This is a genomic window from Curtobacterium sp. MCLR17_034 (assembly GCF_003234485.1).
Classification (GTDB): Bacteria; Actinomycetota; Actinomycetes; order Actinomycetales; family Microbacteriaceae; genus Curtobacterium; species Curtobacterium flaccumfaciens.
The window spans coordinates 26,336-48,244 of sequence record NZ_QKTH01000020.1 but is presented as its reverse complement, the minus strand read 5'-3'; the positions used below and the strand labels follow the sequence as shown (position 1 = coordinate 48,244).

General features: G+C 70.3%; 19 protein-coding genes. 11 read left to right on the top strand and 8 right to left on the bottom strand.

Annotation, left to right across the window (positions count from 1 at the left end):
• Positions 1-82: 82 nt before the first annotated feature.
• Complete coding sequence (locus DEI98_RS16185; protein WP_258370901.1) at positions 83-1,423, bottom strand: alpha-amylase family glycosyl hydrolase; 1,341 nt, start codon at positions 1,421-1,423, stop codon at positions 83-85.
• An 81-nt stretch (positions 1,424-1,504) separates the two neighbouring features.
• On the opposite strand from DEI98_RS16185, the gene DEI98_RS16180 reads away from it, so the two are divergent.
• Positions 1,505-1,903 (top strand): DUF3253 domain-containing protein, encoded by a 399-nt coding sequence (locus DEI98_RS16180; RefSeq protein ID WP_111101310.1) that lies wholly within the window; start codon positions 1,505-1,507, stop codon positions 1,901-1,903.
• A gap of 37 nt (positions 1,904-1,940) precedes the next feature.
• A complete protein-coding gene (locus DEI98_RS16175) occupies positions 1,941-3,041 on the top strand; it encodes an SDR family oxidoreductase (protein ID WP_111101309.1) in 1,101 nt (366 codons plus the stop codon).
• 15 nt (positions 3,042-3,056) lie between these two features.
• Here the strand turns inward: DEI98_RS16175 and DEI98_RS16170 are convergent, their stop codons facing one another.
• Positions 3,057-4,130 (bottom strand): spore photoproduct lyase family protein, encoded by a 1,074-nt coding sequence (locus DEI98_RS16170; protein WP_111101308.1) that lies wholly within the window; start codon positions 4,128-4,130, stop codon positions 3,057-3,059.
• A gap of 44 nt (positions 4,131-4,174) precedes the next feature.
• On the opposite strand from DEI98_RS16170, the gene DEI98_RS16165 reads away from it, so the two are divergent.
• Both DEI98_RS16165 and DEI98_RS16160 read left to right on the top strand, forming a co-directional pair.
• Positions 4,175-4,474: a biopolymer transporter Tol gene (locus DEI98_RS16165; protein ID WP_111101307.1), complete on the top strand. Its 300-nt coding sequence runs from the start codon at positions 4,175-4,177 to the stop codon at positions 4,472-4,474.
• Positions 4,471-4,935, top strand: a complete 465-nt coding sequence (locus tag DEI98_RS16160; RefSeq protein WP_111101306.1) for a hypothetical protein — start codon at positions 4,471-4,473, stop codon at positions 4,933-4,935. Before DEI98_RS16165 ends, DEI98_RS16160 begins: the two co-directional genes overlap by 4 nt.
• A gap of 121 nt (positions 4,936-5,056) precedes the next feature.
• Here DEI98_RS16160 and DEI98_RS16155 read toward each other — a convergent pair whose 3' ends face one another.
• The 4 genes from DEI98_RS16155 to DEI98_RS16140 all read right to left on the bottom strand — a co-directional run bounded on the left by DEI98_RS16155 (position 5,057) and on the right by DEI98_RS16140 (position 10,368).
• The gene (locus tag DEI98_RS16155) at positions 5,057-6,886 is read right to left on the bottom strand and encodes a beta-galactosidase family protein (protein ID WP_111101305.1); all 1,830 of its coding nucleotides are present in this window, start codon (positions 6,884-6,886) and stop codon (positions 5,057-5,059) included.
• Between the two features lie 138 nt (positions 6,887-7,024).
• Entirely contained in the window at positions 7,025-8,359 is a 1,335-nt protein-coding gene (locus DEI98_RS16150) for a sugar ABC transporter substrate-binding protein (protein WP_181438066.1), read from the bottom strand.
• A gap of 96 nt (positions 8,360-8,455) precedes the next feature.
• A complete protein-coding gene (locus tag DEI98_RS16145) occupies positions 8,456-9,427 on the bottom strand; it encodes a carbohydrate ABC transporter permease (RefSeq protein ID WP_084740502.1) in 972 nt (323 codons plus the stop codon).
• The gene (locus DEI98_RS16140; protein WP_071404236.1) at positions 9,424-10,368 is read right to left on the bottom strand and encodes a carbohydrate ABC transporter permease; all 945 of its coding nucleotides are present in this window, start codon (positions 10,366-10,368) and stop codon (positions 9,424-9,426) included. The genes DEI98_RS16145 and DEI98_RS16140 overlap by 4 nt, the downstream gene beginning before the upstream one ends.
• Positions 10,369-10,564: 196 nt before the next feature.
• Between DEI98_RS16140 and DEI98_RS16135 the strand changes: the two genes are divergently transcribed.
• Positions 10,565-11,590: a LacI family DNA-binding transcriptional regulator gene (locus tag DEI98_RS16135; RefSeq protein ID WP_181438067.1), complete on the top strand. Its 1,026-nt coding sequence runs from the start codon at positions 10,565-10,567 to the stop codon at positions 11,588-11,590.
• Positions 11,591-12,088: 498 nt separating this feature from the next.
• Here the strand turns inward: DEI98_RS16135 and DEI98_RS16130 are convergent, their stop codons facing one another.
• Positions 12,089-13,594 (bottom strand): alpha-N-arabinofuranosidase, encoded by a 1,506-nt coding sequence (locus tag DEI98_RS16130; RefSeq protein ID WP_110865198.1) that lies wholly within the window; start codon positions 13,592-13,594, stop codon positions 12,089-12,091.
• 295 nt (positions 13,595-13,889) lie between these two features.
• Between DEI98_RS16130 and DEI98_RS16125 the strand changes: the two genes are divergently transcribed.
• The 3 genes from DEI98_RS16125 (at position 13,890) to DEI98_RS16115 (ending at position 17,214) form a co-directional block, all read left to right on the top strand.
• Positions 13,890-15,245, top strand: a complete 1,356-nt coding sequence (locus DEI98_RS16125; RefSeq protein ID WP_111023535.1) for an extracellular solute-binding protein — start codon at positions 13,890-13,892, stop codon at positions 15,243-15,245.
• Between the two features lie 84 nt (positions 15,246-15,329).
• Positions 15,330-16,301 carry a carbohydrate ABC transporter permease gene (locus tag DEI98_RS16120; RefSeq protein ID WP_027466146.1) on the top strand — a complete coding sequence of 324 codons (972 nt, stop codon included), beginning with the start codon at positions 15,330-15,332 and terminating at the stop codon, positions 16,299-16,301.
• Position 16,302: 1 nt separating this feature from the next.
• The gene (locus DEI98_RS16115; RefSeq protein WP_027466145.1) at positions 16,303-17,214 is read left to right on the top strand and encodes a carbohydrate ABC transporter permease; all 912 of its coding nucleotides are present in this window, start codon (positions 16,303-16,305) and stop codon (positions 17,212-17,214) included.
• A 648-nt stretch (positions 17,215-17,862) separates the two neighbouring features.
• Here the strand turns inward: DEI98_RS16115 and DEI98_RS16110 are convergent.
• A complete protein-coding gene (locus tag DEI98_RS16110; protein WP_111101302.1) occupies positions 17,863-18,693 on the bottom strand; it encodes a siderophore-interacting protein in 831 nt (276 codons plus the stop codon).
• Between the two features lie 28 nt (positions 18,694-18,721).
• On the opposite strand from DEI98_RS16110, the gene DEI98_RS16105 reads away from it, so the two are divergent.
• Genes DEI98_RS16105 through DEI98_RS16095 form a run of 3 tightly spaced genes read left to right on the top strand, consistent with a single transcriptional unit; the run spans position 18,722 to position 21,902 of the window.
• Positions 18,722-19,825 (top strand): iron ABC transporter permease, encoded by a 1,104-nt coding sequence (locus DEI98_RS16105; RefSeq protein ID WP_258370900.1) that lies wholly within the window; start codon positions 18,722-18,724, stop codon positions 19,823-19,825.
• Positions 19,822-20,991 (top strand): iron ABC transporter permease, encoded by a 1,170-nt coding sequence (locus tag DEI98_RS16100; RefSeq protein WP_258370899.1) that lies wholly within the window; start codon positions 19,822-19,824, stop codon positions 20,989-20,991. Before DEI98_RS16105 ends, DEI98_RS16100 begins: the two co-directional genes overlap by 4 nt.
• Positions 20,988-21,902, top strand: coding sequence for an ABC transporter ATP-binding protein (locus DEI98_RS16095; protein WP_111101300.1), 915 nt, complete (start codon positions 20,988-20,990; stop codon positions 21,900-21,902). The genes DEI98_RS16100 and DEI98_RS16095 overlap by 4 nt, the downstream gene beginning before the upstream one ends.
• Positions 21,903-21,909 lie beyond the last annotated feature (7 nt).

Below are 21,909 nucleotides of genomic sequence, written 5' to 3'. Positions count from 1 at the left end.
GCGTGCGTGCGCGTGTTCGTGCGCGTGTTCGCTTGGTGAGCAGAAACGGTCGGGTCCTCGATGGGGACCCGACCGTTTCTGCTCACGATCGCGACAGGACGGCCCAACCCCCGGCCGGGAGGCGCAGGGTCCCGTCCCCGAGATCGGCCCCGCCCGCCTCGACCTGCGTCGCGTCGGCCACGGGCACCTCGACGGGATCGTCCGACAGGTTCAGGGCGGTCACCACGGCGGCGTCCGCCGTCGCGGTCCGCAGCACCACGGCGGTGTTGGTCAGGTGCACGACGTCGGTGTGTGCGCGGTGCAGCCACGGGTTCCGGCGTCGCAGGGCGATGAGCGCCTCGTACGCGTGGGTCAGGTCCGTCAGCTCCGGCACCTCGGCCGGGAACGCCGGGCGGACCGCGTCGTCGCCGCCCTCGCGTTCCTCCTTCACCCCGGTCCAGCCGTACTCGTCGCCGGCGTAGACGACCGGGGTCCCCGCCACCGAGAACAGCACCGCGGCGGCGTGCCCGGCGAACCGCTCCCCCACCGCGCTCGCGATCCGGGTGACGTCGTGGTTGCCGACGAACGTGGTCGGGGCGAAGGTTGCCAGCAGCGCGTCGTGCCGCTCGATCGCGTGCGCGAGCTCGTGGCCGTTGCGGTCCGCGATGCCGTGCCAGATCCCCTGCCACAGCTCGTACTGGGTCAACGAGTCCATCGTCGAGTCGCGTGCGATCGCCGCCGCGTCGCCGTGGATCACCTCGCCGCTGAACCAGGCGTCCGGGAACCGCTCCCGCACCCGCGGCAGCACCCGCGCCCAGAACGCTGGCGGCACCGCGTACGCCGCGTCGAGCCGCCAACCGTCGACGCCGCGGCCCAGCCAGTGCGTCATCACCTCCACCACGAGGTCCTCGGTGGCGCGACTGTCGTGGTCGAGCGCGACGAGGATGTCGTGGCCCTCGAACAGCCCGACGGGCACGGGCTGCCCCGGCTGCCACCCGGACCAGTCGATGGCGAACAGGTCGGCGGTCGGCGCCTCCGGGCCCCGGTCCGACAAGGCGGTGAAGGCCGGGTGCTCACGCCCGACGTGGTTGAACACCCCGTCCAGCAGCACCCGCACGCCCCGCTCGTGCGCCGCGGCGACCAGGGCGTCGAAGTCGGAGTCGTCGCCCAGGCGCGGGTCGATGCGGAAGTGGTCGACCGTGTCGTACCCGTGGGTCGAGCTCGCGAACACCGGGCCGAGCAACAGGCCGTTCAGACCGAGGTCGACGACGTGGTCGAGCCACCCGGTCAAGCGGTCGAGGCGGTGTTCGAGCGGACGCTCCCCCACCGGTGACGCAGGGCGGACCTCGGCGCCGACGAAGCCGAGCGGGTAGACGTGCCACCACATCACGTGCTGGACCCAGGCCGGCTCGGACGGACGGGCGGGGGCGGTGTCGGGGTTCACCGCTCCGATGCTGCCAGGCGCACCTGGACCGTGTGCGTGGTCGCTGTGTGCCGCCCCGCCGAGCAGGACGAGGATGGGGCCATGGGACGGGCGATCAGGACGGAAGCCGATGCGTCGGCATCGGAGTCGGCACACGCCGAACAGACCTGCGCCTCGTGCGGGCGACGGATGCCGTCCTCGGCGGCACCGGAGGCGAAGTGGTGTTCGGCAGCCTGCCGCCGACACGGTCTCGACGACACCGACCGGGCTCTGGAGCAGCGCATCGACGAACTGCTCGCGGCACGGGCGCGGACCTCGAGCATCTGCCCGTCCGAGGTCGCACGCTCACTCGACCCGGACGACTGGCGACCGCTGATGGAGCCGGCACGTCGAGCTGCCCGGCGCATGGTGGCGCGCGGCGAGGTCGAGATCACCCAGGGCGGGTCGGTCGTCGACCCGTCGACCGCCAAGGGCCCGATCCGCATCCGCCGTCCGCGGTGAGGGAACACGTGTCGTCCAACGTCGGTTGCATCGAAGGATGACTGCAACCGGATCGACCGAACAGACCTCTGCCCGCCGCGAAGCCCTGGTCGTCGGAGCCAGTGGCATCACCGGTTCCGCCCTGGTGCGCCACCTGCTCGACCTGGGCTGGGACGTGACGGCGCTCTCCCGCCGACCGCTCGCCGAACAGGGTGTCCGGACCGTCGCGGCCGACCTGCGCGACCCCGAGAGCCTGGCGGCCGCACTCGCCGACGAACGCCCGACGCACGTCTTCTTCACCGCGTGGCAGCGGCAGGACACCGAGGCGGAGAACATCCGCGTCAACGGCGGCATGGTCCGCGACCTGCTCGCGGCGCTGTCGCACGCTCCGCTCGAGCACGTCGCCCTGGTCACCGGCCTCAAGCACTACCTCGGCCCGTTCGAGGCGTACGCCGCCGGCGAGATGCCCGACACCCCCTTCCACGAGGAGGAACCGCGCCTCGACACCCCGAACTTCTACTACGCGCAGGAGGACGAGCTCTTCGCCGCAGCCGAGCGCCAGGGGTTCACCTGGTCCGTGCACCGCTCGCACACCGTGATCGGGCACGCGGTCGGCAACGCCATGAACATGGGCCTCACACTCGCCGTGCAGGCCACGCTGGCGAAGGAACTCGACCTGGACTTCGTGTTCCCGGGAAGCGAGGCCCAGTGGAACGGCCTGACCGACATGACCGACGCCGGCATCCTCGCCGAGCACATGGTGTGGGCCTCGACGTCACCCGAGGGTGCGGACGAGCCGTTCAACATCGTCAACGGTGACGTCTTCCGGTGGCGCTGGATGTGGCCGCGCCTGGCCGCGCACCTCGGTGTCGACCCCACGCGCGTCGTGGGCTACGAGGACGGTCCGCGACCGCTCGAGGAGCAGATGGCGCCGTACGAGTCCGAGTGGGCCGGCATCGCCGAGCGCCACGGTCTCGCCGAGGCCGACATCACCCGGCTCGCCTCGTGGTGGCACACCGACGCCGACCTCGGTCGTGCGATGGAGGTCGTCACCGACATGGGGAAGAGCCGCGACGCCGGGTTCACGGCGTTCCGCCGGACCGAGCAGGCCTTCGCGGACCTGTTCGCCCGGTACCGGGCCGACCGCCTCATCCCCTGATCCGTCGGGGGCCGGTCAGAAGGCGTACCGGATCCGGCAGGACGGCAGGTGCTCGGCCACGAGTTCGCGGAAGCGCTCGACGAGCTGCCCCTTCATGCCGGACCGGTAGCGCACGTTCACGGCACCGTTCTGGGACACCTTCTGCTCCTGCAGGTCCGGACGCCACAGCAGGTCCTCGGCCTTGGGGTGCCACCCGAGGTTGACCTCGTGCAGGGGCTGGTTGTGGGTCAGGAAGATCACCTCGGCCGCGAGCTGCGCCTTGGCGGCCGGGGACAGCACGTCGTCGACCTGCCGGAGCATCTCGGCCCAGTCTGACTCCCACGTCGGCGTGAGGATGACCGGCGAGAAGTTCAGGTGGACCTCGTACCCGGCGTCGACGAAGTCGTTCACCGCGGCGATGCGCTCGGCGATCGGGCTCGTACGGATGTCGGTGACCTTCGCGGTCTCGTGCGGCATCAGCGAGAAACGGATCCGGGTCCGACCCATCGGGTCCCAGTCGAGCAGGTCGCGGTTGACGTACTTCGTGGCGAACGAGGCCTTGGCCGTCGGGGTCATCCGGAACAGGTCGCAAAGGTCGCGGACGTTGTCGCTGATCATCGCGTCGACCGAGCAGTCGCTGTTCTCGCCGATGTCGTAGACCCAGGCTTCCGGGTCGCACTGGTTCGGTTCGGTCTTCGGCCCCTGCTTGGCGATGTTCCGCGCCACGTGCTTGGTGATCTGGTCGATGTTCGCGAACACCGTCACCGGGTTGCTGTAGCCCTTGCGCCGCGGTACGTAGCAGTAGGCGCACGCCATCGCGCAGCCGTTCGCGGTGGACGGTGCGATGAAGTCGGCGGAGCGACCGTTCGGCCGGGTCACCAGCGACTTCTTCACACCGAGCACGAGCGCCTCGGTCTTGATCCGCACCCAGCGCTGGACGTTCCGTTCGTCGCCGTGCACCTCGGGGATGTTCCAGTGCGACTCGACCGGGACGATCTCGGCGTCAGGCCAGCGCCCGACGATCTCCTGCCCACGCTGCAGTTCGAGGGCGGCCGGCTCGGCGTAGATGCGCCGGACGTCGAGCATCGGGCGGACGCGTTCGTGGCTCATCGACTCCTGTCTACCCGGCACCACCGACGGTGCAGACTCGCACCATGACCGCCGAACCCGACGACCACTTCTTCGTCGTGGACGGCCGACGCTGGCGCCGCACCGACCCCGCCCTGCCCGAGGAACTCGCCGCCGCGCTCCGCTCCCACCTGGGGCGCGGGCGCAACGCTGTGAAGACCGCGAAGCGCGCGGGCGATGACGAGGCCCTGGCGGCGGCGCGGCACCGGAACGGCCTGGCCAAGCACGGGCTGGGCGAACGCGGCCCCGAGTGGTGGACCCGCCCCGAGGCCGACCGGATCGCCGATGCCGAGCGCGCCCTCGCCGAACTGGACGCTCTGCCGTGACGACGATCCGTCCACCGCGCCTGGATCGCATCCTGAACCTCATCGTGTTCGGCCCCGTGATGATCGGGACCGGAGTCGCGCTCGCGAGCGTGGCCTTCGTACCCGGAGCATCGACGAGGGTCTTCGTCTTCATCCTCGGTGCCGCCTTCATCGCCGGTGGGATCTGGGCGACGGCCAGGACCCGACACGTCGCCGTGCACCTGTCCGACGACACCCTCCGGTACTCGGGCTTCTTCGTGTCGTGGACGGCACCACGCGCGGAGATCACGACGGTGCTCGACGACGCGTTCGTCGAGTGGCGCGACGACCACGGGGCCGAACACCGACGGCAGATCTGGCTGCTGACCCGGGCACAGGAGGACGACGGCACGAAGTTCGCTCCGCTCTGGCGGTGGCGCCGTGAGGCACTCCTCCAGGTTCGAGCGTGGGCGGCGGCTCGCGAGGTCCGAAACGTCCCATGACGCCCGCGATAGACAGCAGGATCGGGCGTACCTGGTCGAAACTTCCGACCACGTACGCCCGATTTGACCAGGGACGCCCGGTTCGACCCGGCCGCGGGCCCGATTCGACCGGGCCGCCCGACTAGGCCTCGGTGTGACCCAGGTCCGGCTCGACGAGCAGGCACGCGGTGCGGGACGCGGCGGCGTGCAACTCGAGCACGACGAGCTCGTTGCGACCGTGGCGGAGCACCGGCCCCGGGATCGCCAGGGTCTGCTGCGGGCCTCGCGACCAGTACCGACCGAGGCAGAACCCGTTGACCCAGGCGACGCCCTTCCGGAACCCGTCGAGCGACAGGTACCGGTCGTCCACGGTGTCCAGGTCGAACGAGCCAGCTGCGAACGTCGGCCCGGCGAGCACGTCGCCGCCGGTCGGAGCGACCTCGGACAGCGCGCTCACGGCGTCCGGCGCGATGGGGTCGAGGGCGAGCGGCGACGCCGTCCAGCGGGCCACCGGGACACCGTCGATCGAGACGCCGCCGATCAGGCCCTTCGGCTCGCCGATGCGGATGCCGTAGTCGACGCGGCCCTGGTCCTCGACGAGGAGCTCGAGCGTGCCGGTCGCCGGCGGCAGGGCGATGGCGCGGTCGTGGTGCTCGCGCTCCAGGACCCCGACCACGACGCCGTCGGCCGACACGATCGCTCGGTCTCGCACCTCGGTGCCGACGGTCAGCACCCCTCCGGCGGGCAGGTCGACCTCGGAGCGGTAGGCGACGAAGCCGCTCGCGGCTCCGAGGGCGTCGAAGGTCGGCGGATCGTCGTGCGCGGACCACGTCGTGAGCGTGGGCAGCAGGGAACGGAGCGACGCGACGCGGTCCAGACGGACGGCGAGGTCCGTGGCGGGGGTGATCCGGGCCTCCAGGCCGTCGCCGGATGCGGCCACGGGACCGAGGCGACCCGACCCACCGGGCTCCATCGTCGCGGGCAGCGGCGGGACGGGCGCATAGCGCGCGATCACCGCACGGAAGGCGTGGAACTTCTCGGTCGGTCGGCCGGCCTCGTCGAGCGGGGCGTCGTAGTCGTACGACGTCGCGATCGGACGGTAGACGCCCTTGTCGTTCGCGCCGTTCGTGAAGCCGAAGTTCGTGCCGCCGTGGAACATGTAGATGTTCACCGAGCCGCCGGCGGCGAGGAGGACGTCGAGGTCCTCGGCGCTGGCGGACGCCGGCGTGGTGTGGTGGTGCTCGCCCCAGCTGTCGAACCAGCCGTCCCAGAACTCCGAGCACATCAGGGGCCCGGTGGGCTGCGCCTGCCGCAGGCGCTCGAGCCGGGCGGCGGAGCGTGAGCCGAACGACCCGGTCTTGTGCAGCGAGGGCAGGGAGCCGTCCTCGAGCATCGTGCCCATCGGCTGGTCGACGCTCGTGAAGGGGACGGTCAGCCCGATGTCGCGGTGCATCTGCTCGAGTGCGCGCAGGTACTCGGGGTCGGACCCGTAGGCGCCGTACTCGTTCTCGACCTGCACCAGGACGATGGGCCCGCCCTGGTCGATCTGCCGCGGGACCAGCACGGGGGCCAGGTGCTGCAGGTACGTCTCGACCGCTGCGAGGAACCCGGGCTCGTTGCGCCGGACGCCCACGGAGCCGTCGGCGAACAACCAGTACGGCAGGCCGCCGTTCGTCCACTCGGCACAGATGTAGGGGCCGGGGCGGACGATGGCGTGCATGCCCTCGGCGGCGACGAGGTCGAGGAAGCGGCCGAGGTCCAGGCCACCCGACAGGTCGAACACCCCGGGCGACGGTGCGTGCGCGTTCCAGGCGACGTAGGTCTCGATGGTGTTGAGGCCCATCAGCTTCGCCTTGCGGATCCGGTCGGCCCACAGGTCGGGGTGGACGCGGAAGTAGTGGATCGCGCCGGACAGGACCCGGTGCGGCTCGCCGTCGAGCAGGAAGTCGGTGTCGCCGATGGCGAAGCGCATGGTGTGGTTCTTTCGTTGCCGGCCGGGCCGGGCGTCGAGCCGGGCCGGGCGTGGAGCCCGGCCGGGCGTGGAGCCGGGCCGGGCGTGGAGCGGGGCCGTGCGGACGTGTCCGCACGGCCCCGCGGGGATGCTGTCGAACTACTTCGACGAGACCGTGAAGCCCTGGTCCTTGCCGTACTTGGCGAGGGCCTTCTGCCAGGCCTGCAGGCCGGCGTCGAGCGAGGTGCCGTTCTCGTACGCCTGACCGACGGTGTCGGCGTAGACGCTGTTCGCGTAGACCTGGTACGGCAGGTAGGTGAAGTCGTTGTCCGAGGACTTCGACGCGTCGACGAGCACCTTGTTGATCTGCTGGCCGCCGAAGTACTCCGGCTTCTCGTCGAGGAACGCCGACGAGTCGAGGTCAGCGGTGGTCGACGGGAAGCCGCCGGACTCCATGAAGACCTTCGTGGACTCCTTCGAGGAGTTCAGCCACTTGAGGAAGCCCGCGGCGAGGGCCGGGTTCTTCGACTGCTTCATGACGACCTGGGCGCTGCCGCCGTTGTTCGCGGTCTGGGCGGTGCCACCGTCGTAGGTCGGCATCGGGGCGACGCGCCAGTCACCCGAGGCCTGGGCGACGCCGGACTCCAGGTTGCCGGGCATCCAGGCGCCGGTGATCATCGTGGCGATCTCACCGTTGCCGAGCTGCTTGTACCAGTCGTCGGTCCAGCCGACCGTCTTCGACAGCAGGCCCTGCTCGACGAGCTCGTTCCAGGTGCTCGTCCACTTCTTGGTGCCCTCGTCCTGCAGGTTGATGGTCACCTTGTCACCGTCGGTGGTGAAGGGGGTGCCACCGGCCTGGGCGATCATGCTCGTGGTGAAGCCGGCGTCGCCGGAGTCCGCCGCGATGTAGGCCTTCGGGTCCGCCTGGTGCAGCTTCTTGGCCGCGGTGACGTACTCGTCCCACGTCTTCGGCACGGCGATGTCGTGCTTGTCGAAGACCTTCTTGTTGTAGAACAGCGCCATGGGGCCGGAGTCCTGCGGCAGGCCGTAGACCTTGCCATCGATCGACACCGAGCTCCAGGTGCTCTTCGCGAAGTCCTTCTCGAGCGAGTCGAAGCCGTAGCTCGACAGGTCGAGCAGCGACTCGGACAGCGCGAACTGCGGCAGGGCGTAGTACTCGACCTGGGCGACGTCGGGGGCTCCCGAGCCGGCCTTGATCGTGTTCTGCAGCTTCGTGTACTGGTCGGCACCGGTGCCGGCGTTGACGAGCTTGACCTTCACCTTGGGGTACTGCTTCTCGAACGCGGCGACCTGGGCCTTCGCCGACGGGGTCCACGACCAGTAGGTCAGGGTGCCACCGTCCTGCAGGGCCTTGTCGATGTCGTCGGCCGATCCGCCGGAGCCGGAGCCGCCGGAGGCGCACGCGGCGAGGGCGATCGCGGCGGTGACGCCGATGGCGAGGGCGCTGAGGCCGCGCCGGAGACGCTTGTTCATGGGAGTGCCTTTCACTTCTTCGTGGAGGGGGTGGTGCTGCTGTGTGCCGGACCGGAGGACAGGGGCGGGGTCGCCACGGGCCTCCCGTCCAAGGGATCAGGCCTTGACCGACCCGGCCGCGAGGCCGGACTGCCAGAAGCGCTGGAGGAAGAGGAACGCGACCACGATCGGGATGATCGTGAGGAGCGATCCCGTGACGACGAGGTTGTAGATCGGCTGCGCGCCGGACCCGGTGGCCTGCGCGTTCCACTGGTTCAGGCCGACCGTCAGCGGGTACCACTTCGGGTCGCTCAGCATGATGAGCGGCAGGAAGTAGTTGTTCCAGGTGGCGACGACCGCGAACAGCAGGACGGTGACGACACCGGGCGCGAGCAGGCGGAGCGCGATGGTGAAGAAGATCCGGAACTCACCGGCGCCGTCCATGCGGGCGGCCTCGAGCAGTTCGGCCGGGATCGCGTCGACCGCGTAGGTCCAGATCAGGTACATGCCGAACGGGCTGATCAGCGAGGGCAGGATGATCGCCCACGGGGTGTTGGTCAGGCCGACCTGCGAGAACAGCAGGAACGTCGGGACCGCCAGGGCCGTGCCGGGGACCGCGATGGCCCCGAGGACGACAGCGAAGACCGCGCGGCGACCGGGGAACTGGAACTTCGCCATGCCGTAGCCCGCGACGGTGGCGAGCAGGGTGGCCCCGCCGGCACCGACGACGACGTAGAGCAGCGTGTTGCCGAACCACTGCAGGAAGATGCCGTCGTTGTAGGTCAGCGTGTCGACGATGTTCTGCCAGAGGTTGAAGTCCCCGCCGAACCACAGACCGAACGTGGAGAGCAGCGACGCCTGCGTCTTCGTGCTGTTCACGAGCAGGTAGAACAGCGGCGCGAACGAGTACACGACGAAGACGACCATGACCGCGGTCAGCAGGCCGGAACGCTTCGGCTTGCGTCCGTCGACGTGCTGGTCTGCCTTCCTGGAGGCGCGGATCGAGCGGGTGCGCGGCGCACGTTGCGTCGTGGTCGCCTCGGTCACCGTGGCCGCTGCGGGCCCGGCGGGGTGCTGGATGGTGCTCATCGGTTCTCCTCGCGGGTGCCGCGGACCTGGACGACGTAGGCGATCACCGCGGTGATCACGCCCATCACGATCGCGACCGTGGCGGAGTAGTTGAACTGCTGACCGCTGAAGGACAGCGAGTAGGCGTACATGTTCGGGGTGAAGGCGCTGCCGATGACGTTCGGGGCGAGCGTCTTGAGCAGGTTCGGCTCATTGAAGAGCTGGAAGCTGCCGATGATCGAGAAGATCGTGGCGATGACCATCGGGCCGCGGAGCGCCGGGAGCTTGATCGAGAAGACCGTGCGCATCGGGCCGGCGCCGTCGAGCTCGGCCGCCTCGTACAGCTCACCGGGGACGGTGCGGAGTGCGGCGTAGAAGATCAGCATGTTGTAGCCGAGGAACTCCCACGTGACCACGTTGCCGATCGACGTCAGGACCCAGCTCGGGCTGAACGGCTGCAGCAGGTCGATGCCGAGCGCGTCGTTCGCAGCGCCCGTCAGACCGAACTGGTTGCCGTAGATGAAGCCCCAGATCAAGGCCGCGACGACACCGGGAACGGCGTAGGGCAGGAACACCGCGATGCGGAAGAAGCTCGTCCCCCACAGTCGGGCGCTGTCCAGGGCGAGGGCGGCGACGAGCGCGAGGCCGAGCATGATCGGCACCTGGACGACCAGGAAGATCGCGACCCGGCCGAACCCGGACCAGAACTTGGCGTCCTGGAAGAGCTGCACGTAGTTGGCGAACCAGACGAACTGGTTGCCGCCGATGAGCTGGTCGCGGAACAGGCTGAGCCAGAGCGCGTAGCCGATCGGCACGATGAGCATCAGGACCAGGACGACGACGAACGGGCCGACGAACAGCCATCCGGTGAGCCGTCCCCGCGGCTTGGGGCGGCGGCCGGCCGGGCGCTCGGCGGTGGGGCGCGGTGCTGCCTCACCGGGGCGCGCTGCGAGCGTGCTCATGTGACTCCTTCGTCTGCTGCGTTCGGGTGGTCGATGTCGGCGGCTCGGCCCGGGCCGGATCAGGGTGTCCGGGCGGTCACCGATGTTGACGTCAACATCGAACGACGCGACGATAGCATGGCAACGTCAACATGCGCTAGCGTCCGGGGAGGCCGACCGTTCGGCCCCTCGATCCGGAAGGAGCGCCAGCGTGACGATGGAGTCCCCCGCCGGCACCCGCCGCGCCCCCTCGATGGCCGCCGTGGCCGAGGCCGCCGGGGTGTCGATGCAGACGGTCTCACGCGTCGCCCGGGGGTTCGACAACGTCAGCCCGGAGACCCGCGACCGCGTCCAGCGCGCCATGGAGTCCCTCGGCTACCGGCCCAACCGTGCCGCCCGCGCCCTGCGCTCCGGCCGCTTCCGCACCATCGGCGTGATCATGTTCACGCTCGCTTCCTTCGGCAACATGCGCACGCTCGAGGCGATCGCCGACGCCGCCGGGGTCGCCGACTTCACGATCACCCTGCTGCCCATGGCCTCGCGCACCGAGGCCGGCGTCCGCTCCGCGTTCTCGCGCCTGCACGAACAGGCCGTCGACGGCGTCGTGATCATCATCGAGTCGCACATCATCGACACCGCCGAGGTCGTGCTGCCCGACGGCGTGCCCATGGTCATCATCGACTCCACGGGCAGCACCGACCACCCCGCGATCGACACCGACCAGGCCGACGGCGCCCGACAGGCCACGCAGCACCTGCTCGACCTGGGGCACGAGACCGTCTGGCACGTCGCCGGGCCGGAGTCGTCGTACTCGGCAGCCCGTCGCCTCGCCGCCTGGCAGGACACGCTGGAACGCGCCGGTCGACCGGTCCCCCCGGTGTTCCGCGGCGGCTGGACGACCGAGCACGGCTACGAGGCCGGGCTCGAGATCGCCGCACGCCCGGAGATCACGGCGGTCTTCGCCGCGAACGACCAGACCGCCCTCGGGGTCCTGCGCGCCGCCCACGAGTCCGGTCGGCCGGTGCCGTCGTCGCTGAGCGTGGTGGGGTTCGACGACTCCCCCGAGTCCGACTCGTTCTGGCCGCCGCTCACCACCGTGCACCAGTCCTTCGACGAGGTCGGCCGCCGAGCGGTCGCGAACCTGCTCGCCCAGATCGACGGCGAGCGGGTCAGCGTCGCGGCCGACCTGGTGCCGGTGCGGCTCGTCGAGCGCGCGAGCACGGCGGCGCCGCCGGCGCGCTGACGCGGCGCGCGTTTCGCGCTCACCGACACATCACGTGCGCACACCCCCGTGATCTGTCGCCCAGCACGTGAACTCGCGCACATGCCGGACGGGAGGCCCGCTGCCAGGCCGCCACGGGCCTCCCGTCCGCCGCCGCGACGCCACGGCCCTTTCCGCGAAAGCGACAGAATCGCGCCGAACGTCCGTGGAGAACTGTCGGTTTCGCGGACCTGACCCGGCTAACTGCCGACCACCTGTCGCTTTGGCAACCACATGCCGGACGGGAGGCCCGGTGCCAGGCCGCCACGGGCCTCCCGGCCGCCGCGCGGGCCACGTCACGGGCCCAGCGACAGTCCACGCGCCCGTCACCCCGTGAGGTGTCGCTCACCCCGTGAAGTCGCGCCCGGCTCGCGCCGCCCGCCGCCCCCCCCCCGCAACGAGCAGAGGACGTCGGGCGCGAGCGCCCGACGTCCTCTGTGCTCACTCGACGCCCGCCGTGGCGTGCGCCGAGGCGCCTTGTCAGCCGATCGAGACGGCGGTCCAGGAGACCGGCGGGAGCTCGATCGTGACGGTGTCGCCCTCGCGGCGGACCGACTCGTTCGTGCGGAGCCCCACGCGCGAGGTGTTCTCCAGGTCGTTCACGGCGTGCAGGTCGTCGTCCCAGACGCCCTCGGCGTGGACGTCACCGGTCGCACCGATGCCGGCCAGGTCGATCGTCACCGTGGTCGGCTCGGACGGGTGGCGGTTGATCAGGAAGACCGCGGCCTTGCCGTCCTCGGACACGGTGGCGGCGGAGTCCACGACCGGGACCTCGCCGTGCTTGCCACCGTCGACCGTGTCACCCGAGGCCTTGACCTGCAGCGAGGTGCCCTGCGCCAGGCGCGAGGTGACCGAGAACGGGAAGAAGGTCGTCTGGCGCCAGGCCGGGCCACCGGGCTCGGTCATGATCGGGCCGATCACGTTGACGAGCTGGGCGAGCGAGGCCGAGGCGACGCGGTCGGCGTGGCGGAGCAGCGAGATGAGCAGGCCACCCACGACGACGGCGTCGGCGACGGTGTAGACGTCCTCGAGCAGACGCGGGGCGACGGGCCACTCGTCGAGCGTGAAGGTCTTGGCCTTCGCTTCCCACTTCTTGATCGACCAGACGTTCCACTCGTCGAACGAGATGTCGATGCGCTTGTCGGACTTCTTCTGCGCCTGGACGTGGTCGGCGGCAGTGGTGACCGTCTTGATGAAGTGGTCCATGTTGGCGCCCGAGGCGAGGAACGACGGCAGGTCGTCGTCCTCCTCGTAGTAGGCGTGCGCGGAGATGTAGTCGACGTCGTCGTAGGTGTGCTCGAGGACGGTGCGCTCCCACTCGCCGAACGTCGGCATCGACGCCCCGGAGGAACCGCAGGCGACGAGCTCGAGGTCGGGCTGGATCTGCCGCATGGCCTTGGCGGTCATGGCGGCGAGCTTGCCGTAGTCGTCGGCGTTCTTGTGGCCGAGCTGCCACGGGCCGTCCATCTCGTTGCCGAGGCACCACATCTTGATGGCGAAGGGTTCCTGGCGACCGTTCGAACGACGGTATTCGGACAGTGCGGTCCCGGCGTCGATGTTCGCGTACTCGAGGAGCTCGATCGCCTCCTGCGTGCCGCGGGTGCCGAGGTTCACGGCGAGCATGAGCTCCGAGCCGACCTGGTCGAGCCAGTGCTGGAACTCGTGCAGGCCGACCTCGTTGGTCTCGGTCGAGTGCCAGGCCAGGTCGAGGCGGCGGGGGCGCTGCTCGACGGGGCCGACGCCGTCCTCCCACTTGTACCCGGAGACGAAGTTGCCACCGGGGTAGCGGATGGCGGAGACGCCGAGTTCCTTGACGAGTTCGACGACGTCCTTGCGGAAGCCGTGCTCGTCGGCGGTCTCGTGGGTGGGCTCGTGGATGCCGTCGTAGACGTGGCGGCCGAGGTGCTCGACGAACCCGCCGAACAGGCGACGTCGCACCGGCCCCACGGTGAACGCGGCGTCGAGGACGAGGTGTGTGCGGGGCATGGATCTCCTTCGATCGTGGCAGTGCGGTTCGTGCGGGGAGCGGGTGGGGCCACGGACGGGAACCGAAGCGGGCCGTCACGAAAGTGAGCGCTCACCTGACAGAAACGCTACCGGGTTCCACGCCGTCGCGAAAGGGGTGGCGGATGCCGGGAGCGAGCGCTAATGTGAGCGCTCACGGAGCACCGGAAGGTCGTTCCGTGTCCGGAGCAGCAGTGCTCCGGGTCCGGAGCAGCGATGCTCCGGCGGGAGCACCGACCCTGTTCCCGAGCCCGGCCCATCCCGATGGAGTGATGCCATGCCGATCCCACCCGCAACACCCGCGTCGCGCCTCTCGCGCCGGGGCTTCCTCGCCGCCGGCGCAGCGGCCGCGACGGTCCTGCCGCTCGCCGCCTGCTCGAGCCCCCTCGCCGCCGGCCTCGCCGGTAGCGCACTCAACCCCGAGACCCTCGTCTTCTGGAACCTGTTCGGCGGCGGCGACGGCGTCCGCATGCAGGCCATGGAGGACGGCTACGCGAAGCAGCACGGCGGCTCGAGCGCGCTGCAGGGCACCACGTTCGCGTGGGGCAACCCGTACTACTCGAAGCTGACACTGGCGACCGTCGGGAACAAGCCGCCGGACGTCGCGGTCGCGCACCTGACCCGCGCGAAGCCGCTCTGGGACGGTGACCTGCTCGACCCGATCACGTCCGACGACCTGGCGAGCGTCGGCCTGAGCGCCGCCGACTTCAACCAGAAGGCCTGGGCGGCGCAGAAGACCGACGGCAACAACATCGCGGTCCCGCTCGACACCCACCCCTTCGTCCTCTTCTACAACGTCGACGTCTGCAAGAAGGCCGGCCTGATCGACGGCGACGGCAACCTCGTCGACCTCAACGGCATGGACAACTTCGAGAAGGCCCTCGCCGCGGTCGCCAAGGTCACCGGCGGCACGGCGCTCAACGTCGCGAACGTGGTGCCGGAGACGGCCACCCCGTGGCGCTTCTTCTGGACGATGTACAACCAGCTGAAGGACGCCACCCCGTTCATCAGCGACGGCGGGTCCAAGCTCACCGTCAACGAGGACGCCTACAACGAGGTCACGAGCCGCACCCAGAAGTGGGTGAAGGAGGGCTGGCTGAACAAGGCGCTCGACTACGCCACCGCGCAGTCGCTCATGTTCGACGGCAAGGCCGGCTTCTTCATGCAGGGCGAGTGGGAGATCAGCACCGCGCAGTCGATCAAGGGCCTGAACTTCGGCATGGCGCCGATCCCGCAGCTCTACGACAAGCCGGCGACCCAGGCGGACTCGCACACGTTCGTCCTGCCGAAGAAGGACCGGACGCCGGAGCAGCGCAAGCAGCACATGCTCTTCATCAAGCAGATGCTCGAGCAGAGCCTGACGTGGGCCGAGGGCGGGCACGTGCCGGCCTACATCCCGACGTTCGACAGCGCCGCGTACAAGAAGCTCACGCCGCAGTCGAACTACGCGGCCGCAGCCGAGACCGCCGTGTTCGACGACGCCGCCTGGTACGGCGGGTCGGGTTCGACGTTCGAGGGCACGGTGGGCGCCCAGCTCGCCCTCGTGCAGCAGGGCAGCTCGTCCCCAGCGCAGGCCCTCAGCGCCATCAAGTCGCAGCTCGCGACGTACCTCAACACCCCGAGCCCCCTGTGACCCGGCACGCAACCACCCGGCCGGACCACGCCGGGCAGACGACCCCCGCGATCGCCGTGAACACCGCGCGAAAGGCACGATGACGTGACCACAGCACCTGTCCTCGACCGGCCGACCGACGCGGCCACCGCGCCGCGTCTCCGCCGGAACCGCTCCTACGGCTCCAGCGTGAACCGCGGCCAGGGCCGCAGCGGCTGGCTGTTCCTCGCCCCGTTCGGCCTGTTCTACGTGGCCTTCCTGCTCGGCCCGACGGTCTGGATGATCGTCACGAGCTTCTTCAACACCTCGACCGTCCGCACCGGGCTCGGCAGCTTCGCCGGGTTCGCCAACTACGCCGAGATGCTCGGGCGCAGCGACTTCTGGTCGTCGCTCTGGCACACCCTGCAGTTCACGCTCTACACGACCCCGCCGCTCGTCATCCTGGCGTTCGTGTTCGCCGTTCTGACGAACCGGATGAACCGCGGGCAGTGGTTCTTCCGGCTGGCGTTCTTCCTGCCGTTCATCCTGCCGTCGGCGACGATCTCGCTGATCTGGGTGTTCATCTTCACGCCGAGCACCGGCCTGTGGGCGAGCCTGCAGTCGGCGATCGGCATGACGCCCGGCTCCGGCATGCTGTCGAGCCCGAACACGGCCATGATCGGTGTCGCGATCGCCACCGTGTGGTGGACCCTCGGCTTCAACTTCGTGCTCTACCTGGCCGGTCTGCAGGAGATCCCGCGCGAACTGTACGAGGCCGCCGCCGTCGACGGTGCGTCGAACTGGCAGCAGATCAAGTCGATCACGCTCCCCCTGCTCGGCCGCACGACGACCCTGGTCGTCCTGCTGCAGATCATCGCGAGCCTGAAGATCTTCGACCAGGTCTACCTGATGACGAACGGCGGGCCGGGCATCTCGACCCAGGTCTCGCTGCAGCTCATCACGGGCGTCGGCTTCACCGACAACCGGCTCGGTGCCGCATCGGCCGCGTCGGTCCTCCTGTTCATCGTGATCGTGGCGATCGCGGTCATCCGGCAGCTCGTCGAGCGCGCTGCCGCCAAGCGAGAGATCGGGGCCTGACATGACCGCCACCGAGAGCATCACCACCGGCCGCAAGCTCCGCACCGGCGTCTCGTCCGCCGCTCCGACGAGCGCCGCGAAGATCGGCGTCAGCGGTCGCGGCTTCACGATCGCGTCGGGGATCGTCCTGACGATCTTCGCGATCATCTGGCTCATCCCGAGCGTGTTCGCCCTGAAGACGTCGCTGTCCGACAACGGCGTCGCCGCCCTCGGCGCGAACGCGATCCTGTCGAACTGGAACCCGACGCTGCACTCGTACTCGTCGCTGTTCCAGGCCGGCGACATCTGGAACTGGTACCTCGCCAGCGCCATCACGAGCGTCGTCACGGCGGCACTCACCGTGCTGTTCGCGTCGATGGCGGCGTTCGCGCTGTCGCGGCTGGTGTTCCGTGGCCGCAACATCGCGTTCCTGCTCATCATCCTCGGGATCATGATCCCCACCCAGGTGCTGATCATCCCGATCTTCCAGGAGCTCAACGCGGTCGGCCTGCTCAACACCTACTGGTCGGTGATCTTCCCGCAGGTGCCCGCCGTGATCGCGGTGTTCATCTTCAAGCAGTTCTTCGACGGCATCCCCAAGGAGCTGGAAGAGGCGGCACGCATCGACGGCGCCGGCATCTGGAAGGTCTACTGGTCGGTCATCCTGCCGCTGTCGCGTCCGGTGATCGCGGCCGTGACGATCCTGACCTTCGTCGGGGTGTGGAACAACCTGCTGCTGCCGCTGTTCGTGCTGTCCAACCCGGACCTCATGACGATCCCGGTCGGGCTCGCCACGGTCCAGGGCAGCTTCGGGCAGCGCTACGCCGACATCCAGGCCGGTGCGATCCTCGCGGCGCTGCCGCTGATCATCCTCTACCTGATCTTCCAGCGGCAGATCGTGGAGGGCGTGACGGGCTCGGGCCTCAAGGGCTGACGCCACCCCACCACGGACGGGAGGCCCGGTGCCAGCTGGCACCGGGCCTCCCGTCCGTCCGTTGGTCGCGTCGCGAGCGCGGTGCGGCTGGCGAGAGCGGGCGTACCTGGCGGAACCGGGCGTACCTGGTCGAACCGGGCGTACCTGGGCAGAAGTTCCTTGGTGGTATGCCCGAAAGCACCAGGCATCGCGGGTACCAGGGGAAGGTCCGGGCGTACCTGGCGAGAACGAGCGTACCTGTGCAGAGCGGGCACACCTGGCGGAACCGGGCGTACTCGGTCGGAAGTTCCTTGGTGGTAGGCCCGAAAGCACCAGGCATCGCGCACGCCAAGGGAAGGTCCGGGCGTACCTGGCGAGAACGGGCGTACCTGTGCAGAGCGGGCACACCTGGCGGAACCGGGCGTACTCGGTCGGAAGTTCCTTGGTGGTAGGCCCGAAAGCACCAGGCATCGCGCACGCCAAGGGAAGGACCGGGCGCACCTGGCAGAACCGGGCATACCTGGCGGGAACGGGCATACCTGGTCGGAAGTTCCGTGGTGGTACGCCCGGAAGCACCAGGCATCGCGCGCGCAAGGGGAAGGATCGGGCGTACCTGGCAGAACCGGGCGTACCTGGCGGGAACGGGCATGCCTGGCAGGCACGCGCGGGTCAGGCGGGGACGGAAACCTTCGTCTCGTGCTTCCAGAACCCGGAGAACGTGATGCGCGACTTCGGCAGGCCCGCACGGTGCAGGTGGCGGCGGCCCTCCGTTGCGAGTCTTGACTCCCCCACGACGAACGCGTAGCCCTGATCGTCGGACGGCACGTGCCGCTGCAGTTCGGCGAGGGCGCCACTGCCGGGGACGGCGCCCGGCTGCCGGACGATCCACGTCACCTGCACGCCGGTGGGGGCGTCGAGGTCACGGATGTCGGCGGGGGTCGGGACCTCTTGGATGATGCGGCCGACGGTGTCGCGGGGCAACGACGCGGCGATGCCGACGACGCCGGGCAGGCCGGTCTCCTCGGCGGCGACGACGACCTCGCTGGTGCCGGCGGGGACGTCGAAGATGCAGCCCTGGTCGAGCATCGCGAGCTCTTCGCCGGGGCGGGCGGAGCAGGCCCAGATCGCGGCACGGCCCTCGAGCTGACCGCGGTGGTCCAGGTGCACGACGAAGTCGATGTCGAGCTCGGCGGTGCCGTCGGCGAGCAGCCGGTACGCGGCGACGGTGTAGTTCGCGCAGTGGGGACGGATGTCCTCGGGGATGCCGAGGAACGTCGGCCACCACTTCTTGCCGTCCAGGTCGGGCATCCGGAAGGCGTCCTGGTCAGGGCGTCGGACGAACAGGCGGAACCAGTGGTCGAAACCGAGGTAGCCGAACTCGTGCAGGTCATCGCCGGTGACGGTGACGCGCTGCATCGAGGGGGTCACCCGCTGGGTCCGGAGGACACGGGCGCGGAAGAGCCGGGGGTTCGTCGGCAGGAGCCGCGGGGTCTTCGCCATGAGGCAAGGCTAACCTAAGATGACTTCCGTGCCAGCCCCCAATCCCGTTCTGGCTTCCGGTCCGGAGGCCCCCGAACCCGTCGCGTCCAGCACCCGAGACGGCGACGCGTCCCGCGCCCTCGGTGTGCACCGGACCGCGATGCGGCGACGGACCGCGGTCGTCATCGGCCTCGTCGTCGCCCTGGTGCTCGTCGCCGTGGCGAGCATGCTGCTCGGCAGCAACCGCATCGGTGTCGCCGAGGTGTGGGCGGGGCTCACGCGCTCCGGATCGAGCACCGACGAGGCAATCGTGTGGGGGTCCCGCATCCCGCGCACGCTCATCGGTGCTGCGGTCGGGGCAGCCCTCGGCATCGCCGGGCTGCTCATGCAGGGACACACCCGCAACCCACTCGCCGACCCCGGCCTGTTCGGCGTCTCGTCTGGTGCCGGACTCGCGGTGGTGCTCGGCGTCTACGTGTTCGGGGTGACGAGCACGAGCGCGACCGTGTGGTTCGCCCTGGTCGGGGCCCTGGTCGCCAGCGTCGTCGTCTTCTCGGTCACCATCGCCGGCAGCGGCACCGCCAGTCCGGTGCCGCTCGCCCTCGCCGGGGCCGCGGTCTCGGCGCTGCTCGCCGCCCTGACCTCCTTCGTCGTGCTGACCGACCAGGCCTCGCTCGACGCGTACCGGCTCTGGGTCGTCGGGTCCCTCGCGGCACGGCAGCTCGACATCCTCGGGGCGGTGTGGCCGTTCCTGGTCGCCGGGCTCGTGCTCGCGGTGCTGAACGTCCGCGCCCTGGACGCCCTCGGGCTCGGGTCCGAACTGGCGAAGGGGCTCGGCGAGAACGTGCTCGTCGCCCGGCTCGTCGGCCTGGGCGGGATCACGCTGCTCGCCGCCGGGGCAACCGCTGCTGCCGGCCCGATCGGCTTCGTCGGCCTGACGGTGCCGCACGTCGCCCGCGCGCTCGTCGGCACCGGACACCGCTGGACCCTGCCGGTCTCCGGTCTGGTCGGCGCCGCCCTCGTGCTGCTCGCCGACGTCATCGGTCGTTTGATCGGCGGGTTCTCCGAGGTCGAGGTCGGCATCGTGCTCGCCGTCATTGGTGGCCCCGTGTTCGTCGCGGTGGCCCGTCGCCGATCGCTGGTGTCGCTGTGAGCGGGGCAGCGGTGCGCAGCACCGGCAGCACGCCCGGCAGCACGCCCGGAAGCACGCCCAGCAGCACGCCCGAGACCACCACGCCCGGCACGCCCGCCTCGGCTGCACGAACCCCCGGCCGCGCCGGCATCCGCATCGGCCCCGTCGGCCTCGCCTGGCGCCCCCGGGTGTTCTGGTACACGGTCGGGTCGATCGCCACCGTCCTGGTGCTCATCGTCCTCGGGACGGCGGTCGGCTCGACGTGGATCGCCCCCGGGGTCGTCATCCGGTCCCTGCTCGGCCTGGAGTCCGGGCCGGACGCCTTCATCATCACCACCCTGCGCCTGCCCCGCGTCCTCACCGGCGCACTCGTCGGCCTGACGCTCGGGGTGGCCGGCGCGCTCACCCAGACCTTCACCCGCAACCCCCTCGGTACCCCGGACATCATCGGTGTCACGGCGGGCGCGAGCGTCGGTGCGGTCGCGGCCATCGTGCTCGGCGGCGGGACGTACTCGGTGTCGTCCCTGGTGCTCGGCGGCGGGATCCCGGTGGCGGCCACGATCGGCGCCCTGGTCGCTGCGGTCCTGGTGTACGGCCTGGGATGGCGCGGCGGCGTGCAGAGCTACCGGCTCGTGCTGGTCGGCATCGGCGTGAGCGCGACCCTCGACGCGGTGACGAGCTACCTGCTCGTCCGCGCGAAGATCACCGTCGCCACCGCGGCGTCCCAGTGGCTCGTCGGCAGCCTGTCGAGCACCTCGTGGGAGAGCGTCTGGCCGCTGCTCGTGGTGGCGGTCGTCGCGGTGCCGATCGCGCTCGCGACGAGTGCTGCCCTCGGCATCGGGCAGCTCGGCGACGAGGTCGCGACGGGCGTCGGACTCGGCGTCCAGCGGCACCGGCTGCTCGTCATCGCGCTCGCGGTCGTGCTCACCGCCGCCGCCGTGGCCGCCGCGGGACCGGTCGGCTTCGTCGCGTTCGTCGTGCCGCAGGTCGGGCTCCGGCTCGCCGGGACGAACCGGCCGCCGCTGCTGCTCGCCGGTGCCCTCGGCGCCGTGCTCGTGCTCGCCGCCGACCTGCTGTCGCGTTCCGCGTTCCCGTGGCAGGTGCCGGTCGGCATCATCACCACCGTGATCGGTGCGCCGTACCTGATCTGGCTCCTCATCCGTCACCGCAAGGAGATGTCCCGATGACAACAGCGCACCCGCAAGACAGCGTGCTCGAAGCCACGGGCCTCTCCGTCGGCTACGACCGCCAGCCCGTGCTGCGCGACCTGGACCTGCGCATCGAACGCGGCACCGTCACGACGTTCCTCGGCGCGAACGGCTGCGGCAAGTCGACCCTGCTCAAGGCGTTCGGCCGCGTGCTCAAGCCGCAGGCCGGCGAGGTCATGCTCGACGGCACCCCGATCCGCAGGGAGCCGAACCGCCAGGTCGCCCGCAAGCTCGCGATCCTGCCGCAGTCCCCCGTCGCCCCCGCGGGCACCAGCGTGCTCGACCTCGTGATGCGCGGCCGGAACCCGCACCAGTCGTGGGCGAAGCCGTGGACCGCCGAGGACGCCGCCGTCGCCGAAGCGGCCATCGCCGCCACCGGCCTGACCGAGGTCGCGCACCGCGACGTCACGAGCCTGTCCGGCGGGCAGCGCCAGCGTGCCTGGATCGCCATGGTCGTCGCGCAGCAGGCCCAAACGCTCCTGCTCGACGAGCCGACCACCTACCTCGACCTCGCGCACCAGCTCGAGGTCCTGCGGCTCGTCCGGCGGCTGAACCGCGAGCAGGGGTCGACGATCGTGATGGTGCTGCACGACCTGTCGCTCGCGGCGCGGTACTCCGACCGGCTCGTGGTGCTGCACGACGGCGGGGTCGTGGCCGACGGCACCCCCCACGACGTCCTCACCCCGGCACTGCTCGAGCACGCGTTCGGTCTGCACGCCCGGGTGTTCCCCGACCCGGTGACCGGTGCGCCGATGATCGTGCCCGAGGCGGACGAGCACGACCCCGTCCCGAGCGCCCCGACGGAGCACACAGCCCCGGGCGCCCGGACCGAGCACACCGTCCCGACGAAAACCGAAGACGTGCTGGCGAGTACCGCGAACTTAGGTTAGCCTCTCC

Coding starts and splice junctions, on each gene's coding strand:
- DEI98_RS16140 (WP_071404236.1), bottom strand. CDS start 10,368: ATGAGCACGCTCGCAGCGCGCCCCGGTGAGGCAGCACCGCGCCCCACC.
- DEI98_RS16115 (WP_027466145.1), top strand. CDS start 16,303: ATGACCGCCACCGAGAGCATCACCACCGGCCGCAAGCTCCGCACCGGC.
- DEI98_RS16110 (WP_111101302.1), bottom strand. CDS start 18,693: ATGGCGAAGACCCCGCGGCTCCTGCCGACGAACCCCCGGCTCTTCCGC.
- DEI98_RS16130 (WP_110865198.1), bottom strand. CDS start 13,594: ATGCCCCGCACACACCTCGTCCTCGACGCCGCGTTCACCGTGGGGCCG.
- DEI98_RS16170 (WP_111101308.1), bottom strand. CDS start 4,130: ATGAGCCACGAACGCGTCCGCCCGATGCTCGACGTCCGGCGCATCTAC.
- DEI98_RS16165 (WP_111101307.1), top strand. CDS start 4,175: ATGACCGCCGAACCCGACGACCACTTCTTCGTCGTGGACGGCCGACGC.
- DEI98_RS16135 (WP_181438067.1), top strand. CDS start 10,565: ATGGAGTCCCCCGCCGGCACCCGCCGCGCCCCCTCGATGGCCGCCGTG.
- DEI98_RS16180 (WP_111101310.1), top strand. CDS start 1,505: ATGGGACGGGCGATCAGGACGGAAGCCGATGCGTCGGCATCGGAGTCG.
- DEI98_RS16125 (WP_111023535.1), top strand. CDS start 13,890: ATGCCGATCCCACCCGCAACACCCGCGTCGCGCCTCTCGCGCCGGGGC.
- DEI98_RS16175 (WP_111101309.1), top strand. CDS start 1,941: ATGACTGCAACCGGATCGACCGAACAGACCTCTGCCCGCCGCGAAGCC.
- DEI98_RS16155 (WP_111101305.1), bottom strand. CDS start 6,886: ATGCGCTTCGCCATCGGCGACACCGACTTCCTGCTCGACGGCGAGCCG.
- DEI98_RS16095 (WP_111101300.1), top strand. CDS start 20,988: ATGACAACAGCGCACCCGCAAGACAGCGTGCTCGAAGCCACGGGCCTC.
- DEI98_RS16145 (WP_084740502.1), bottom strand. CDS start 9,427: ATGAGCACCATCCAGCACCCCGCCGGGCCCGCAGCGGCCACGGTGACC.
- DEI98_RS16150 (WP_181438066.1), bottom strand. CDS start 8,359: ATGAACAAGCGTCTCCGGCGCGGCCTCAGCGCCCTCGCCATCGGCGTC.